Source organism: Bermanella marisrubri, assembly GCF_012295615.1.
In the GTDB taxonomy this organism is placed as follows: Bacteria; Pseudomonadota; Gammaproteobacteria; order Pseudomonadales; family Oceanobacteraceae; genus Bermanella; species Bermanella marisrubri.
This window is the reverse complement of record NZ_CP051183.1, coordinates 1,026,440-1,042,727: the sequence shown is the minus strand read 5'-3', so window position 1 is coordinate 1,042,727 and position 16,288 is coordinate 1,026,440. Positions and strand designations below refer to the sequence as shown.

Sequence of the window (16,288 nt, the reverse complement as noted above, 5' to 3'; positions counted from 1 at the left end):
AAGTAGGTGGTATATGGAACAACTTCAACCAAACACTCAGATTCAAACCAAGACAATTAAGAAAACGGTTAATAAACCTCTTATTACCCCAGTTCTAACCTGCTTCATGTTATTCATTCACATGCTGTTAGCATTTGCCAACTTTGGTCTAGATACAGCAGTCCGCGGTGTTCAGCAACAAGTCGATAAGTTAGATGAGCTGGCCATAACGATTTTACTACCTATCGTCATGGCCCTTTTGATTGCGCCCTTGTTAGCAGCTGGAAAGCACTCTAAATTCAGTGTTGAGTTCAACTTTATGCTGTTTTGTTTTGTCTGCTTGAATTTAGTGGTTGATCTATTCCGAATGAGCCGCGGCCTTATTTAGCTAACAATTCGTTGATGGTTTGATTGATATCTTCAATCTGCTGTAGACACATCTCATGCGCCATATCATATTCCGACCATGATGGGGTATAGCCGGCGTCATTTAACTTCTTCAAACTATCTTGACCAAGTGCTGCTGGCACTACATCATCCTCTCTACCATGAAAAACATGAATATCTAAATCTCGGTTTTTGTCTTGGATCGCATCTGGGATGTAAGTACTCATGGCCAGTAAACCTGCCAAATCAAAGTCATAGTTTAATGCAACATCATAGGCAATAGCGCCGCCTTGGGAAAAGCCTGCCAAAATAATGCGCTTTGAATCTATGCCTTGTTCTATTTGTCCTTGAATGACCGCAGCAACGGCATCAGAGCTTTCTTTCAAATGTGCTTGATTCACATCACGAACATCACCATTTAAGGCAAAGTCATACCAAGCTGGCATCTCGATACCTTGATTAATGGTAACAGCGCGTTTAGGAGAATTAGGGAAGATGCAGCGTAGAGGATGGGAGATTCCATGACGAAAATAAGGCAAGACCGCCTCAAAATCATGACCACTGGCACCTAATCCATGCAGAAGAATCAAGCAGCTATCAGCTTCTTGTTCTGGTTCAGACAAAATACCTTGTAACTGTAAAGTGCTCATACTACTGCCACCTCAATAAGTTTGTTTTATAAGGTGGCAGCGTAAACAGTCAGGCAATATCTTGCAATAGCTGCCTTGGCGAGGCTTTAAGTACATCACGATTGGCGTAAAAACCACTGCTTAATATACTAAGCAATGCCAACGCTGGTACGCCTATCCATAAAGCAAAATGTGGTGCCCAGCCTACGTTGAACACAAAGAGATACAAAGCATAACTAATCGATTCAAAAGAGATCAACGCCAATATGCTTGATAACATTGCTAAGGTCACATACTCCGCTCGAATACGACGACGAATCATAGCTTCATTGGCACCAAAAGTTCGATAAAGCGCGGCTTCATGTTTTCTTAAACCTAGGGTACTTAATAGAGTTGCAAACATCAGCACGAGCGCACATAACAGTACCAACATAAGAATCGCTTCAACCGCGATTGTAGTTTGCGCCAAAATATCACGTACTTGGTTTAGTATTTGTTCAATCTCAATCACAGTTACTGCCTTAAATTTTTGATTCAGCTGAACTAACCATTTCCCTTCCGTTGGAGGCAGGTAAAAACTATTAATATAAGTATGATGGAAATCGTTTAATACACCGTCTGCGAATACCACATAGAAGTTCGGTCGAAAGTTCTCCCACTTTACACTTCGCAAACTTTCAATAGTGGTTTCTACTTCTTGACCTGCGATGTTGAATCGAACCTTATCGCCCACATTGACGTCGAGTCGGCGCGCCAGTTCCTCTTCTATGGAGATCCCATTATTTTGCACACTGGTATCGTCAAACCAGTCTCCAGATTGGATTGACTCGTCTTTACGCAGTTCGCTACTCCAGGTTAGGTTTAACTCGCGGCGCAACGCATTAGGACCTTCATCGTCTGGATAAATATCACTGACGTTTTCACCATTAATATGTGTGAGACGACCGCGGACCATTGGATAGAAAGCACTTTTTGCTAAACCTTTGTTATCAAGCGCTTCTGCGAACGCGTCTTTACGGTCAGGTAATATATTAATAGCAAAATGATTTGGAGTACCTTCTGGAACTTGCGCTTGCCAGTTATCAAACAAATCTCCCCGTACAATCCATATCAGCGCAACTGAGGTGAAAATAAAAGCAAATGCGGCGACTTGTGAGCGCGCATAATATTGGTGACGGGTCAATTGTGTTAGACCTAATTGCACAAAGCTTGGCAGCTTGTGTTGAATCTTATTCAAAGCAGACAGCATCAGTGTAGACAGAATTCCATACACTAAAAGCAATAGTGCCAAGCCAACGACGAAAACGATCGCCAGCTTAATACTGCCACTTAATAAGTAGGCAAGCCCCACCATAATGGCAACGGCAATAATAAAGAACACATTAGCTCGCACGCTTTGAGGCGCCAGCTCTCTACGTAATACTCGCACCGGGCTGACTTTATTTAGGTTTAAAATAGGTGCTAAAGCGATAAGCATTAATACTGCGACAGCACTTAACATGCTGAGTAAAACAGGTAACCAACGCGCATCCATCAGATCTTTCGGTAAGATGTCTTTTACCACTTCAAGCAGTGCAAAGTGTAGGACATAGCCGATGAGTGCACCTAAAACGGCTCCCAACAAAGCTGTTAACGCTAATTTAACAATGAAAATGGTGCGTACCTGCGCACTGCTTGCGCCCAAGCAACGTAACAAAGCCGCAGTGTTAAAATGTCTTTCACTGTATTGCTTCGCGCAAAGAGCTATAGCTACTGCAGCCAGCAATACACTAATCAAACTCGAAAGAGATAAATATTGCTGAGCTTTTGCTAAAGCACCACCAACATTATCTTGACTCTCGGTTATCCCCCGCAAACGTTCTTGTTTTTCCAGTTTTGGTTGTAACCATTCATCTAATGAAGAAATGGCCGATTCAGAGCCAGTGAAATATTGCTTGTACCACAGACGACTACCCTCTGAAACGACACCAGTAGCAGGTACATCAGCCTTGGACATAAGTAATCGGCCAAATGGGCTGAACAAGCTGCCACTTCGATCCGCATCTTGCTGCAAAATACGCTCGACCAAAAATTCGCTTTCACCAATTTCAATCGTATCGCCAATATCAATACTCAGCTTTTGTAAAATGCGCTCTTCCGCCCATACGTTTCCTTTTTCAGGCCCTTGCGCTAACAAAGTACCTTGCCCATAAAATTCATCGGCCACCTGATTGTAGCCCTTCAATGGATAACGCTCATCGACTGCTCGAACTCGAACTAACTGCAATTTGTCGTTAGCGAACGCCATGGTAGAGAAACCCATAGCTTTAGAGACTTCCATGCCAAGCTCCTGCGCTTTGCTGGCATACTCAGGATTTATTTCTCGCGAACTGAAAATAGTCAGATCACCAGCGATAAGTTCACTGGCACGGTATTCCATAGTGCGCGTCAGACGATCACTAAAGCTAGAAATCATAGCCATACTAAGTGCGGCTAATAAGGTAGCCAAGACCAATAGACGCTTTTCACTACTGCGCAAATCATTGCGCCAATGCTTAAAGCTCAACTTACATAATTGTAAATACGACATGATTACCCCTTAACTGGCTTTCGCCATTTCCGCGAGTTTGCCGTCTTCAAGATGCACTTGACGATCACATTTCTTGGCGAGCTGTTCATCATGAGTTACAAGAATCAACGTGGTTTTAAGTTGGCTATTCAAATCAAACAACAGGTTTTCAATTTTTTCTCCAGTATGTTCGTCTAGATTTCCCGTTGGCTCGTCGGCAAATAGAACATCAGGTTCGCAGGCAAACGCACGGGCTATCGCCACGCGTTGTTGTTCACCACCACTAAGCTGATTGGGTTGGTGATCCAAGCGATCGGCTAAGCCCACTTTGTCCAACCACTCACGGGCTTTTTCTTCGGCATGATTATGCCCTTTCAGCTCAAGAGGAAGCATGACATTATCGAGTGCAGATAGATGTGGTAACAGTTGAAAATTTTGGAACACAAAACCCACATGATCACTGCGAATGGCAGCGCGCCCATCTTCATCCAAGCCAGCTAGGTCTTGATCGGCTAAAAAAATATGACCCGTAGACACGCTATCAAGGCCCGCTAACAAACTGAGTAATGTAGACTTTCCGCTGCCGCTCTTCCCCACAATGGCTAGAGATTCACCTGCTTCTACTTTCAGATCAACGCCAGTGAGAATGTCCAGTTGTGTATCCGCTAATGTCAGAGATTTGCAAACCGATTGCGCATCAATAATTGCCATAATAGTGCCAACCCTTGAGTATTTAGTCTTTATAGGGAGATTTAGATTAATCAGATCATATAGCCATAGATTGGTTCACAGTTGCAAGGCATCTCAGTCACATTTCAGAAGCTCGCTGAGTTCTGAACATGGAATAGACAGTTCACTATGACTAGGTGGCTTGCTACTATCCGACAACTTACAATAAACCGTCATAAGGAGCCTCCATGACGATTATGCAATCGGTATTATTTGTGATTGCCACATTGGGAAATAGCGCCAGCTTTACCCTTTATTACGCGCACCCAAGTATTACCACAGGATTTCTCGTTTTATTTACCAGCCTCTATACACTGATTGGTCTACATGATTTATTCATCAGTAAACACTCTCTCAACCGCTTGTATCCAGTGGTGGCATACATTCGATATTTTCTAGAAAACTTTCGGACAGAAATCCAACAATATTTTATCGCTAACAATACCGAAGAATTGCCATTTAATCGGGAGCAGAGATCGTTGGTTTATCAACGTGCAAAAAACCAACGGGATACCATTGCATTTGGAACACAGCACAACTTACTAGAAGATAACTACTTAAGCCTATGGCCAAGCCTTTCGCCGAAAAAAGTCGAGCATGAGAACAAGCGCATCACTATTGGTGGCACTCAATGCGACCGACCTTATGACGCATCGATACTTAACATTAGTGCCATGAGCTTTGGTGCACTTAGCGCACAAGCCATCGAAGCATTAAATCTTGGAGCCAAAAAAGGCGGCTTTTATCACAACACAGGCGAAGGCGGCATCAGCCCTTACCATTTAAAGCATGGAGGAGATCTTGTATGGCAAATCGGCTCTGGGCTATTTGGATGCCGTGATCTAGATGGCAATTTTGATCCAAGCCTGTTCACTCAAAATGCTCGCCGCGACAACGTAAAAATGATTGAATTAAAGCTATCTCAAGGGGCTAAACCAGGACATGGAGGGGTATTACCCAAATCAAAAATAAGCGAAGAAATTGCCCGCATTCGTAACGTGCCTATGGATCAGGATTGTATTAGCCCCGCCAGCCACCCGCTTGCACAAACTCCCATTGATTTACTCAACAATATCACACAACTTCGCCAGTTAAGTGGTGGTAAACCGGTTGGTTTTAAAATGTGTGTGGGCAACCCAGCAGAGTTTTTAAGCATCTGTAAAGCCATGCTCGAAACCAATCAATATCCGGACTTTATTACCATTGATGGTGCCGAAGGCGGAACCGGGGCAGCCCCTGTCGAGTTCAGTAATCGCTTGGGAATGACCTGTTTAGACGCTGTTTATTTGGTAAATAGCGCCCTCATCGGATGTGGTATTCGCGACAAAATTACTTTAATCGCCTCCGGCAAAACCGCATCCGCTTTTGACATTTTGACGAAAATGGCCGCTGGTGCAAACATCATCAACGCTGCACGCACCATGATGTTTGCCGTAGGTTGTATCCAAAGCCGTAGTTGTAACACCAATCACTGTCCAACAGGTGTGGCAACACAAGATCCTGCTCGTGGTAAAGCCATTGATATCACCGCGAAAAGCGAACGCGTCAAAAACTTTCAACGCAATACTTTGCACGCTCTATTTGAATTGGTAGGCAGCATGGGGTTGGATGACCCACAAGCCGTCACCGCGAATATGGTAAAACGCCGAACTCCTTATGGTTTATCCATCTCCCTAGGAGCAATTGTGCCAACGCTAAAACCCAATAGCCTGTTACAAAAACTCAATACAGTTGACGACCCATGGCAACGCTGGTGGCAACAAGCTAATAGTGAATCGTTTTACGTACATGACGACTGTGTCCTATATTCACCAGAGCTTAAAATGCGGGAAGTGTGACAACACCATAGCGCTTTGAATAAAGGTAGCTGTTGTAAAATAGCTGCTTGTTTCGTTAGTCTACTTTGTTACCTACTACACACTGCTTAGGTTTTTTAGTTAGGTGGATAAATAGACCCAGGGCAATCAACAAAAAGGCGGTTGATGAGATGATAGCCACCGGATAATAAAGATTGCCCGCCATTTCTAACTGACTGTACTTGATCACCATAATCAACCCTTCCAGCGATAGTGCGACACAAACAGTACCTATAAACCGAGGCACCGTACGCCTCAGTCCGTCAACTGCATCTTCTTCATGTTCTTCTACGGAATATTCTTTGTTAATAACGAGTGCTAACTCGAATACCGCTAGAGCAATAATCCCAGTATTAATACTCGACAAAAATATTCCCATGACATCTTTACCGCCTAATATACCAACCACGACCGTACTAAACAGTGAATATAAAATAGCAACGGCTAGCCCTAAAAACAGCAGTGCGAACAAACGTGCAAAATACACCCTAACCCGAGAAAAAAACTGCTCGATCTCTATCAGGCCCTTATTGTCACTTTCAAGGGGCTTTGTTTCACGCCCTGCTTTAACATCGAATTGCATACAACACTCTCGTCACTTTTACTCTTGGATCAATGTCGGATCTACATCTAGATCAACCAAATACGACAACCTACATATTTATTAGGTGACGCTGGTGTAAATGGGTTCCTGTGGAGCTCATCCTTATAGTGTCGAATAACCCAATTCGTGACAAAGCTAACATTTAGAAATGGCTTTCATCTGATCTAGATTTCATATTTTGTCTACAATTCTATTGCATAAAAGACATATACTGCCTATATTATGCTCAACTATTCAGAATTGTAGACAATAATCATGGATATAGAGGAAAATGCAGGCACTCAGACACTCTCTGATCGAGTGTTTGAGCAGATCCAAGAGGCCATCGTCTCAGGTGAGATCCCACAAGGGGAAAAGGTCAGTGAGAGCGGAATTGGCCAACGCTATGGGGTCAGCCGTGGCCCCTTGCGTGAGGCCATCAGACGTTTAGAAGGTCGAAAGCTGCTCGTGCGTATTCCTCACTCGGGAGTTCGCGTTGTCACCCTGACCCATGAAGAACTTATCGAGATCTATCAGATTCGTGAAAGCCTCGAAGCCCTCGCCTGTGAACTTGCTGCTGAGAATATGAGTGACAATGAAATTGAAGAGCTGGGCGCCCTGCTGCAGCAACACCAAGACTACATTCACGCTCATGGTGGCAAGCGCTATTACCAGCAAGAAGGAGATTGGGATTTCCACTACCGCATCATCCACGCCAGCGGTAATAAGCGCCTCATTGACCTACTGTGCGGTGAACTCTATCAGTTAATTCGTATGTACCGAAATAAAGGTAGCCAATCCACTTCACGTCCCTTGAAAGCGTTTGAAGAGCATCAACAGATTTTCAATGCACTGAAACAAAGAGATGGTGAACTAGCGGGCATTCTCATGGGACGACACATACGCGCTTCCCGCCGCAACATTCAAGACCAAATTGCTGAACAAATAAATGACCAACAAAAATAGGTATAGAGAATATGTCTAAAGTGAGCCCAGGCAAACGCTTTCGCGATGCCATAAAAAACAACAACCCACTGCAAATCGTTGGCACTATCAATGCCTATTCCGCGCTCATGGCCGATAAAATTGGTCACCAAGCCATTTACCTATCAGGTGGTGGCGTCGCCAATGCCTCTCATGGTTTACCTGACTTGGGCATGACCTCCATGAACGACGTGGTGGAAGATGCCCGCCGCATTACATCTGTTACTGACCTACCTTTATTGGTGGACATCGATACCGGCTGGGGTGGTGCCTTCAATATTACACGCACGATCAAAGAAATGATTCGTGCCGACGTGGCGGCGATTCACATTGAAGACCAAGTTGCACAAAAACGCTGCGGCCACCGTCCTAATAAAGAAATTGTTAGCAAAGCAGAAATGGTCGATCGTATTAAAGCCGCCGTTGATGCCCGTACTGATGAAGACTTTTTCATTATGGCGCGAACGGACGCATTCGCTCAAGAAGGTTTAGACGCAGCCATCGAACGCGCACAAGCCTGTGTAGAAGCTGGCGCAGACGGTATTTTTGCTGAAGCCGTGAACGAACCAGAACACTACAAAGCCTTCAGCGAGGCGCTGGATGTCCCTATCTTGGCTAACATCACGGAATTTGGTCAAACCCCGCTATACAACAAACAAGAATTGGCGGAATGGGGAGCGAGTATGGTGCTCTATCCGCTAAGTGCGTTCCGCGCTATGAATAAAGCAGCTGAACTGGTTTATCAAAATATCCTAGAAAAAGGCGATCAAAAAGATGTCGTCGATATCATGCAAACCCGTATGGATTTATATGATTATCTTGGCTATCACGAATTCGAACAAAAATTAGATGCCTTGTTTGCAGAAGGCAAAAATAAGTAAGCAATACTCGTAAAATATAAATAGTTTCACTAAAACAAAAATAAAAAATATTCCCTTAACGGAGGAACGAATTATGGTCGATAAAGCTTTGAGTGGTGCAGGTTTACGTGGTCAGGTAGCGGGTGAAACCTCTTTATGTACAGTAGGTAAATCCGGAACGGGCTTAACCTATTGTGGTTATGACATTACCGATCTTGCTGAAAACGCAAAATTTGAAGAAGTCTCTTATTTATTTAGCCGTGGTCACTTGCCAAATCAAAGTGAGCTGAATGAATACTTGAGCAAGCTGAAAAAACTGCGTGGATTACCGCAAGCGTTGAAAGAGGTGCTAGAGCGCATCCCGAAAGAAGCCCATCCAATGGATGTCATGCGTACTGGTGCCTCTATGCTGGGTAATCTAGAAACTGAAGAAAGCTTCGATGAAGCCAACGATCATATTGATAGACTGGTAGCGGTTTTTCCTAGCATCATCTGCTATTGGTATAAGTTTAGCCATGAAGGTAAACGCATCGAAACAGAAACCGACGACGCTTCTGTTGGCGCCCACTTCTTGCATATGCTTACCGATAAAAAGCCAAATGAACTGCATGAGCAAGTGATGAATGTCTCATTGATTCTATATGCTGAGCATGAATTCAACGCCTCTACATTTACCGCCCGTGTCTGTGCTTCTACTTTATCGGACATTCATTCCTGCGTAACCGGTGCCATTGGTTCTTTGCGTGGCCCACTTCATGGCGGGGCGAACGAAGCAGCCATGGAATTGATCGAAAATATGAAAGACCCAGAGGATGCTGAAACGACCTTAATGGGCATGCTAGAGCGTAAAGAAAAGATTATGGGCTTTGGCCATGCCATTTACCGTGAATCTGATCCACGCAATACCATCATTAAAAAATGGTCGGAAAAACTGGCAGCGGATGTAGGCGATAATCGTTTATACCCAGTATCGGTTCGCTGTGAAGAAGTGATGTGGCGCGAAAAGAAACTGTTCTGTAACGCAGACTTTTTCCACGCGTCGGCTTATCACTTTATGGGCATCCCGACAAAACTGTTTACCCCTATTTTTGTCATGTCTCGCGTAACAGGTTGGACGGCTCATGTTAAAGAGCAGCGTGCAAATAACCGTATTATTCGCCCAAGCGCCGGTTATATTGGTCCTGAGTCGCGTCCAGTACCGCCAATTAGTGAACGTTAATAGCAATACCAAGACATTTGATTCCTTTGTTAGACACTTAAAACAAAGGAATCAACTTATAGATTGATGAGAGCATTATGAACACCCAATACCGTAAACCCTTTAAAGATTTTGGTATCGACTTTTACGATACTCGCGAGGCCGTTGAAGCCATTCAACCGGGTTCCTACGATACACTGCCCTACACCTCGAAAATTTTAGCCGAGCAATTGGTGCGCAAGTGCGAGCCTGAAGCTCTGGCCGATTCTCTTAAGCAATTAATCGAACGCAAGCAGGACTTGGATTTTCCTTGGTACCCTGCTCGCGTGGTATGTCACGATATCCTTGGTCAAACTGCACTTGTAGACTTAGCCGGTTTACGCGATGCCATTGCAGAGAAAGGCGGCGATCCAGCACAAGTTAATCCTGTTGTACCCACGCAGTTAATCGTCGATCACTCTTTGGCTGTTGAGCACGCTGGTTTTGAAAAAGATGCATTTGATAAAAACCGTGAAATCGAAAACCGTCGTAACGAAGATCGCTTTCATTTTATTGAGTGGACCAAGACTGCGTTTGAAAACGTGGATGTAATTCCTGCCGGTAACGGCATCATGCACCAAATCAATTTAGAAAAGATGTCTCCTGTCATTCAAAGCCGTGACGGTGTGGCCTACCCAGATACCTGTGTCGGGACCGATAGCCATACCCCGCACGTAGATGCATTAGGTGTTATTGCCATTGGTGTAGGTGGCCTAGAGGCAGAAAATGTAATGCTAGGTCGTCCTTCCATGATGCGCCTTCCAGACATTGTCGGTGTCGAGCTCATCGGCGAACGTCAGCCCGGTATTACCGCAACAGATATCGTGTTATCACTCACGGAATTTTTACGAAAAGAGCGTGTTGTATCCTCTTATCTTGAATTTTTTGGTGAAGGTACCAAGGGTCTCACCATTGGTGATCGCGCCACTATCTCGAACATGACACCCGAATACGGTGCCACTGCGGCGATGTTCTACATTGATGAGCAAACCATTGATTATTTAAAACTCACAGGTCGTGAACCAGAGCAAATAAAATTGGTTGAAGAATACGCCAAGGAAACAGGACTGTGGGCAGACGCCATGACGGAAGCCAAATACGAACGTGTATTGCAGTTCGATTTAAGCAAAGTCACTCGCACCATGGCGGGCCCCTCTAACCCACATCGCAAAGTAGAAACAACTGATCTTGCAAAAAATGGTATTGCCGGTAAATGGGAAGAAACGGAAGGCGAAATGCCAGATGGCGCCGTGATCATTGCGGCCATTACTTCCTGTACTAATACCAGTAACCCGCGCAATGTCGTTGCGGCCGGATTATTAGCGAAAAAAGCCAATGAGCTTGGTTTGATTCGTAAGCCTTGGGTGAAATCGTCATTCGCCCCCGGTTCAAAAGTGGCTCGTCTTTATCTTGAAGAGGCAGGCCTGCTTCCCGAACTGGAAAAACTGGGTTTTGGTATTGTCGCCTATGCTTGCACAACATGTAACGGCATGAGTGGTGCATTGGACCCTAAGATTCAGCAAGAAATCATTGATCGCGACTTGTATTCAACCGCCGTTTTATCCGGCAACCGTAACTTTGACGGTCGAATTCACCCTTATGCCAAGCAAGCATTCTTAGCCTCACCGCCGTTAGTTGTGGCTTACGCTATTGCTGGTACCGTGCGCTTTGATATCGAGAAAGATGTACTTGGCAAAGACCAAAACGGTAATGACATTACCTTAAAAGATCTTTGGCCAAGTGATGAAGAAATCGATGCTATTGTTGGCGAGCATGTAAAGCCTGAACAATTTAAACAGGTTTATATTCCAATGTTTGATTTGGATAAAGGTCAAGCGGCAGAAAGCCCGCTTTACGAATGGCGTCCGCAGAGTACCTATATTCGTCGTCCACCTTATTGGGAAGGTGCATTGGCAACTGAACCAACATTAAAAGGTATGCGCCCGTTAGCTGTACTGGGTGATAACATCACCACGGATCACTTATCGCCTTCCAATGCGATCATGGCATCCAGTGCCGCCGGGGAATATCTTGCCAAAATGGGGGTTCCGGAAGAGGACTTTAACTCCTACGCAACCCACCGTGGTGATCACTTAACCGCACAGCGTGCAACGTTTGCCAATCCAAAACTATTGAATGAAATGGTTCAAGAAAATGGTGAAGTAAAACAAGGTTCCCTCGCACGCATTGAGCCTGAAGGCAAAGAAACCCGTATGTGGGAAGCCATTGAAACCTATATGGAACGCAAGCAGCCTTTAATCATTGTGGCAGGTGCGGATTATGGTCAAGGCTCCAGCCGTGACTGGGCAGCTAAAGGTGTTCGCCTAGCTGGTGTTGAAGCCATTGTCGCAGAAGGTTTTGAACGTATTCACCGCACCAATCTAATTGGAATGGGCGTATTACCCCTTGAATTTAAACCTGGTGTAACACGCAAAACATTAGAGATAGATGGAACAGAAACCTTTGATGTTGTAGGCACACCATCACCTCGCTCCGACTTAACATTGATTATTCATCGCAAAGATGGCTCAAGTGTTGAAACTACAGTGACGTGTCGCTTGGATACGCAAGCAGAGGTGGATGTGTATGGTGCAGGCGGCGTGCTACAAAAGTTTGCCCAAGACTTCTTAGCTGCTAACTAATGCAACACTTTGATCAAGGCTCAATATCGCTATTGAGTCTTGATTTGTTTCTAATGTTTCTTGATGAGTGATAGTCAATCATGAGTTATCAACCACAAATAAAAGTACCGGCTACCTATATGCGTGGCGGTACCAGTAAAGGTGTGTTCTTTTTAAAAGACGAATTGCCTGAAGCAGCGCAGCAACCGGGCGAAGCACGGGATAAATTATTGCTACGAGTGATCGGTTCCCCCGATCCCTATGAGAAACAAATCGATGGCATGGGTGGCGCGACCTCTAGCACAAGTAAAACCGTGATTATCAGTAAAAGTGAGCAATCTGATCACGATGTGGATTATTTATTTGGTCAAGTCAGTATCGATAAACCTTTTGTTGATTGGAGCGGAAACTGCGGCAACCTATCCGCTGCTGTCGGCCCCTTCGCCATTAATAATGGATTGATCCCGGCTGAACGTATTCCAGAAAACGGCATTGTCGAAGTGAAAATTTGGCAAGCCAATATCACAAAAACCATCATTGCCCATGTCCCTATTAAAAATGGTCAAGTTCAAGAGATGGGCGATTTTGAGTTGGATGGTGTTACCTTCCCTGCCGCTGAAGTACGTGTAGATTTTGTTGCCCCTGCCGACGGTGAAGGTGCGCTCTTCCCTACAGGCAATTTAATCGATCAATTAGATGTACCAGACATTGGTACTTTTGAAGCCACCATGATCAATGCTGGTATTCCTACCGTGTTTATCAAAGCAGAATCACTTGGTTACACAGGTACTGAATTACAAGCGGATATCAATAACGATAAAAAAGCACTGGAAACCTTTGAAACCATTCGCGCCTATGGTGCGGTAAAAATGGGGTTAATTGAAAATATTACAGAAGCCGCCAACCGCCAACATACTCCAAAGATAGCCATTGTCGCAGGCCCAAAAACCTATACTGCCTCCAGCGGTAAAGTCGTAGAAGCGGATTCCGTGGATGTATTAATTCGCGCTCTTTCTATGGGAAAATTGCATCATGCTATGATGGGCACCGCAGCTGTGGCCATTAGTGCTGCAGCAGCGATTCCTGGTACTTTGGTAAATATCGCAGCAGGTGGAAAAGAACGAAATTCTGTCACCTTTGGTCATCCGTCTGGCACCTTAAAAGTGGGAGCCGAAGCCAGCAAAGTGGGCGAGCAATGGTCCATCGATAAGGCAATCATGAGCCGAAGTGCGCGCATTATCATGCAAGGCTGGGTACATGTGCCGGCGGAGACATTTTAATCTCGCCGGATAACATAATCTTATTGATAAAGCGCTATCCATAATTTTCTCTATAGATAGCGCTTTTTCGCAATGAAACAAACTATTCATACAATCGGCTGGTTACTCTTTAGGTCTAGTCTGTTAATTTAAACGCCTGCCAAATGTCCCTTAAAACTGGGAACTCAAAAACAAACCAACACTACACGGATTAATGAAAATGGAATTAGATATTTATCAGGTCGATGCTTTCGCAAAAAAAGTATTTGAAGGGAATCCTGCAGCGGTATGTCCACTAGAGGAATGGCTCACAGACGATATAATGCAGTCCATAGCTGCTGAAAATAATCTTGCCGAAACAGCATTCTTTGTTCCCAACGAAAACGGCTTCTATATTCGCTGGTTTACGCCAACAAAAGAAGTCAGCTTATGCGGTCATGCGACACTAGCCAGTGCTCACATTCTCTTTTCAGAACTGAATTATCAGGGTGAGTCTATTGTATTTGATTGCATGAGTGGTGAGCTCATTGTGAAAAAGGCTGAAACGGGATATGAGATGGATTTCCCCTCACAACCAGGTGAAGTATGCGACAAATTTGATGAAGCCGAAGAGATCTTTAGTAAACGCCCTATCGCTTGCTTAAAGCATGAGGACTATGTTCTCGTATTTGATGACGAGGAATTTATTCGCAATGCAAATTTTGATATTAGTCTTTTAAAGGCATGGGACCTGCGCGGTGTAATGATCACTGCCGCTAGTACCGAGTATGATTTCATCAGCCGATTCTTCGCCCCCAATTACGGTATCAATGAAGACCCAGTGACGGGCTCTTCATTTACAAAACTCATTCCCTATTGGGCAGACAAACTAAACAAACAAACTATGTTTGCCAAACAATTATCGCCAAGAGGAGGCGAAGTGCACTGTCAGCTAAATAATGATCGTGTGTTAATTAGCGGTGGGGCAATCACATATTTAAAGGGAAAAATTATCGTTTAATAAGATAGTTCATCAAACATAGTCCAATGTTTACATGCATACTCTCAATAAAGTATGCATGTAAAAATTCTATTTTCCCGCCTCTATTAAAAGTTCGAAACACCGTTTACGATCCTCCAAATAATAGCAGTTGCTCACTACCATGATTTCGTCCAAAGCAAACGTTTCACGGATGAAGTGTAGCTTCTCCATCACCTGCTTTTGCGTGCCTACAGCACGATATAGATCACGGCTTTGCATAAACTGTGCTAACTCAGGTGTCACCAGATAGTCTTTTACTTGTTCCGGCATAAGAAAACGACCACCACTTTGGCCGGTAATAAATCGATAAAAATTCACATCGAAAGTTTTCTTCATTAAGTGCGCGTATTCCTCATCATCATGACAAAATACGCTCACAGTCAGACAGGCATAAGGGCTTTCAAGATAACTCGAAGACTTAAATTGATTTTTATAGAATTCAATGAATTCAGGCTGGACTTGTGGGTTAATAAATGCAGCAAGATTATAGGGTAAACCTTTTTCAGCTGCTAATTTGGCACTATCTGGACTGCTACCCAGCATCCAAATAGGTAAACGTTCTGGTGGTTTAGGACTAACAAGCGGATCACTCTTTTCCGATCCTAAAAAAGACATTAACTCATCCACCAATTGTGGGAAACGACTAAACTTTGGCTGACCATCAGTGGCAAGTGCCATGGCCGTTGCCATATCGGTTCCAGGTGCACGTCCGACCCCTAAATCGATACGATCCGGATACAAATTTCCCAATAAAGAAAACACCTCGGCTACTTTATAAGCACTATAGTGCGGTAGCATGATTCCGCCCGAGCCTAATCGAATATGCTGGGTGGCGGCACCTAGCGCCGCTAACAAGACTTCTGGAGCACTACCTGCAACCGTCGGGAAGCCATGATGCTCAGAAATCCAGAAGCGTTCGTATCCTAATTGTTCACACCACTTGGCCATCTCTATGGTTTCTGACAACGCTAACTGTGCGTGGTCATAGTCCCGCGCCATGGATTGATCGAGTACCGAAAGTTTCATCACATCCCCTCGCAAATACTAGCAGAATCACAATTTAAGGTTTGGGTTAACAGCCTAACCAATTACTAGACCCAATATAAAGAAGCACTAGGCTTTTTCATGATATGTTAGTATGAAAACACTGTTGCAAAAAAAATTAAGGAGTGAAGCATGATTACATATCTATATTGGATTGGTGCGCTGGCTTTAGCAGTATTGAGTTTGTATGCATTAGGCTATCGATTAAAGGCTTGGAAAGGGGCCGCAGCAACCAGCATAAGTATCTTACTAGTGGCCACATTGGCATATTTCTTTCACTTCCAACAAATTTTTGTAAAACACTGGGGTGGTGTAATGTCGGTAAGTGTACCTGAAGGGCAGAAGCACATCGCAGCGACTTGGAAGGACGATCACCTTTGGATAGAAAACTATGACCCAAAAACCAACACCTGCATATTTAAAGAGTATGCTCGCGGGGCCACACTAGAAGGTAAAGTTCTTATCAAAAACTGTAACCCAATTAAAGCGAATTAAAAAATCTATAATCAGCGCCTAGGGTATTCCATCTTTTCACCCTAGTCGCTTACTAG

At 44.3% G+C, this 16,288-nt stretch carries 14 protein-coding genes; 9 read left to right on the top strand and 5 right to left on the bottom strand.

Annotation, left to right across the window (positions count from 1 at the left end; all coding sequences use genetic code 11):
- Positions 1-13: 13 nt before the first annotated feature.
- On the top strand, positions 14-367 hold the full coding sequence (locus HF888_RS04790) for a hypothetical protein (RefSeq protein ID WP_007019074.1): 354 nt from the start codon (positions 14-16) through the stop codon (positions 365-367).
- Here the strand turns inward: HF888_RS04790 and HF888_RS04785 are convergent.
- Genes HF888_RS04785 through HF888_RS04775 form a run of 3 tightly spaced genes read right to left on the bottom strand, consistent with a single transcriptional unit; the run spans position 360 to position 4,254 of the window.
- Positions 360-1,016: an alpha/beta hydrolase gene (locus HF888_RS04785; RefSeq protein WP_007019073.1), complete on the bottom strand. Its 657-nt coding sequence runs from the start codon at positions 1,014-1,016 to the stop codon at positions 360-362. The genes HF888_RS04790 and HF888_RS04785 overlap by 8 nt on opposite strands.
- A gap of 49 nt (positions 1,017-1,065) precedes the next feature.
- Positions 1,066-3,564, bottom strand: coding sequence for an ABC transporter permease (locus tag HF888_RS04780; protein ID WP_007019072.1), 2,499 nt, complete (start codon positions 3,562-3,564; stop codon positions 1,066-1,068).
- Positions 3,565-3,573: 9 nt separating this feature from the next.
- Positions 3,574-4,254 carry an ABC transporter ATP-binding protein gene (locus tag HF888_RS04775; protein WP_007019071.1) on the bottom strand — a complete coding sequence of 227 codons (681 nt, stop codon included), beginning with the start codon at positions 4,252-4,254 and terminating at the stop codon, positions 3,574-3,576.
- Positions 4,255-4,460: 206 nt separating this feature from the next.
- On the opposite strand from HF888_RS04775, the gene HF888_RS04770 reads away from it, so the two are divergent.
- Complete coding sequence (locus HF888_RS04770; protein WP_007019070.1) at positions 4,461-6,110, top strand: FMN-binding glutamate synthase family protein; 1,650 nt, start codon at positions 4,461-4,463, stop codon at positions 6,108-6,110.
- A 55-nt stretch (positions 6,111-6,165) separates the two neighbouring features.
- Here HF888_RS04770 and HF888_RS04765 read toward each other — a convergent pair whose 3' ends face one another.
- Entirely contained in the window at positions 6,166-6,711 is a 546-nt protein-coding gene (locus tag HF888_RS04765; protein WP_007019069.1) for a hypothetical protein, read from the bottom strand.
- 276 nt (positions 6,712-6,987) lie between these two features.
- On the opposite strand from HF888_RS04765, the gene HF888_RS04760 reads away from it, so the two are divergent.
- The 6 genes from HF888_RS04760 (at position 6,988) to HF888_RS04735 (ending at position 14,672) form a co-directional block, all read left to right on the top strand.
- Positions 6,988-7,677 carry a GntR family transcriptional regulator gene (locus HF888_RS04760; RefSeq protein WP_007019068.1) on the top strand — a complete coding sequence of 230 codons (690 nt, stop codon included), beginning with the start codon at positions 6,988-6,990 and terminating at the stop codon, positions 7,675-7,677.
- 11 nt (positions 7,678-7,688) lie between these two features.
- Complete coding sequence (gene prpB, locus HF888_RS04755; protein WP_007019067.1) at positions 7,689-8,576, top strand: methylisocitrate lyase; 888 nt, start codon at positions 7,689-7,691, stop codon at positions 8,574-8,576.
- Between the two features lie 73 nt (positions 8,577-8,649).
- Positions 8,650-9,774 carry a bifunctional 2-methylcitrate synthase/citrate synthase gene (prpC, locus tag HF888_RS04750; RefSeq protein WP_007019066.1) on the top strand — a complete coding sequence of 375 codons (1,125 nt, stop codon included), beginning with the start codon at positions 8,650-8,652 and terminating at the stop codon, positions 9,772-9,774.
- A gap of 77 nt (positions 9,775-9,851) precedes the next feature.
- Positions 9,852-12,434, top strand: a complete 2,583-nt coding sequence (gene acnD / locus HF888_RS04745) for a Fe/S-dependent 2-methylisocitrate dehydratase AcnD (RefSeq protein ID WP_007019065.1) — start codon at positions 9,852-9,854, stop codon at positions 12,432-12,434.
- Between the two features lie 80 nt (positions 12,435-12,514).
- Positions 12,515-13,693: a 2-methylaconitate cis-trans isomerase PrpF gene (gene prpF, locus HF888_RS04740; protein ID WP_007019064.1), complete on the top strand. Its 1,179-nt coding sequence runs from the start codon at positions 12,515-12,517 to the stop codon at positions 13,691-13,693.
- Between the two features lie 199 nt (positions 13,694-13,892).
- On the top strand, positions 13,893-14,672 hold the full coding sequence (locus tag HF888_RS04735; RefSeq protein WP_007019063.1) for a PhzF family phenazine biosynthesis protein: 780 nt from the start codon (positions 13,893-13,895) through the stop codon (positions 14,670-14,672).
- 69 nt (positions 14,673-14,741) lie between these two features.
- On the opposite strand, the gene HF888_RS04730 is transcribed toward HF888_RS04735, so the two are convergent.
- Entirely contained in the window at positions 14,742-15,719 is a 978-nt protein-coding gene (locus HF888_RS04730) for an LLM class flavin-dependent oxidoreductase (protein ID WP_007019062.1), read from the bottom strand.
- Positions 15,720-15,869: 150 nt separating this feature from the next.
- Between HF888_RS04730 and HF888_RS04725 the strand changes: the two genes are divergently transcribed.
- Positions 15,870-16,232: a hypothetical protein gene (locus HF888_RS04725; protein ID WP_007019061.1), complete on the top strand. Its 363-nt coding sequence runs from the start codon at positions 15,870-15,872 to the stop codon at positions 16,230-16,232.
- Positions 16,233-16,288 lie beyond the last annotated feature (56 nt).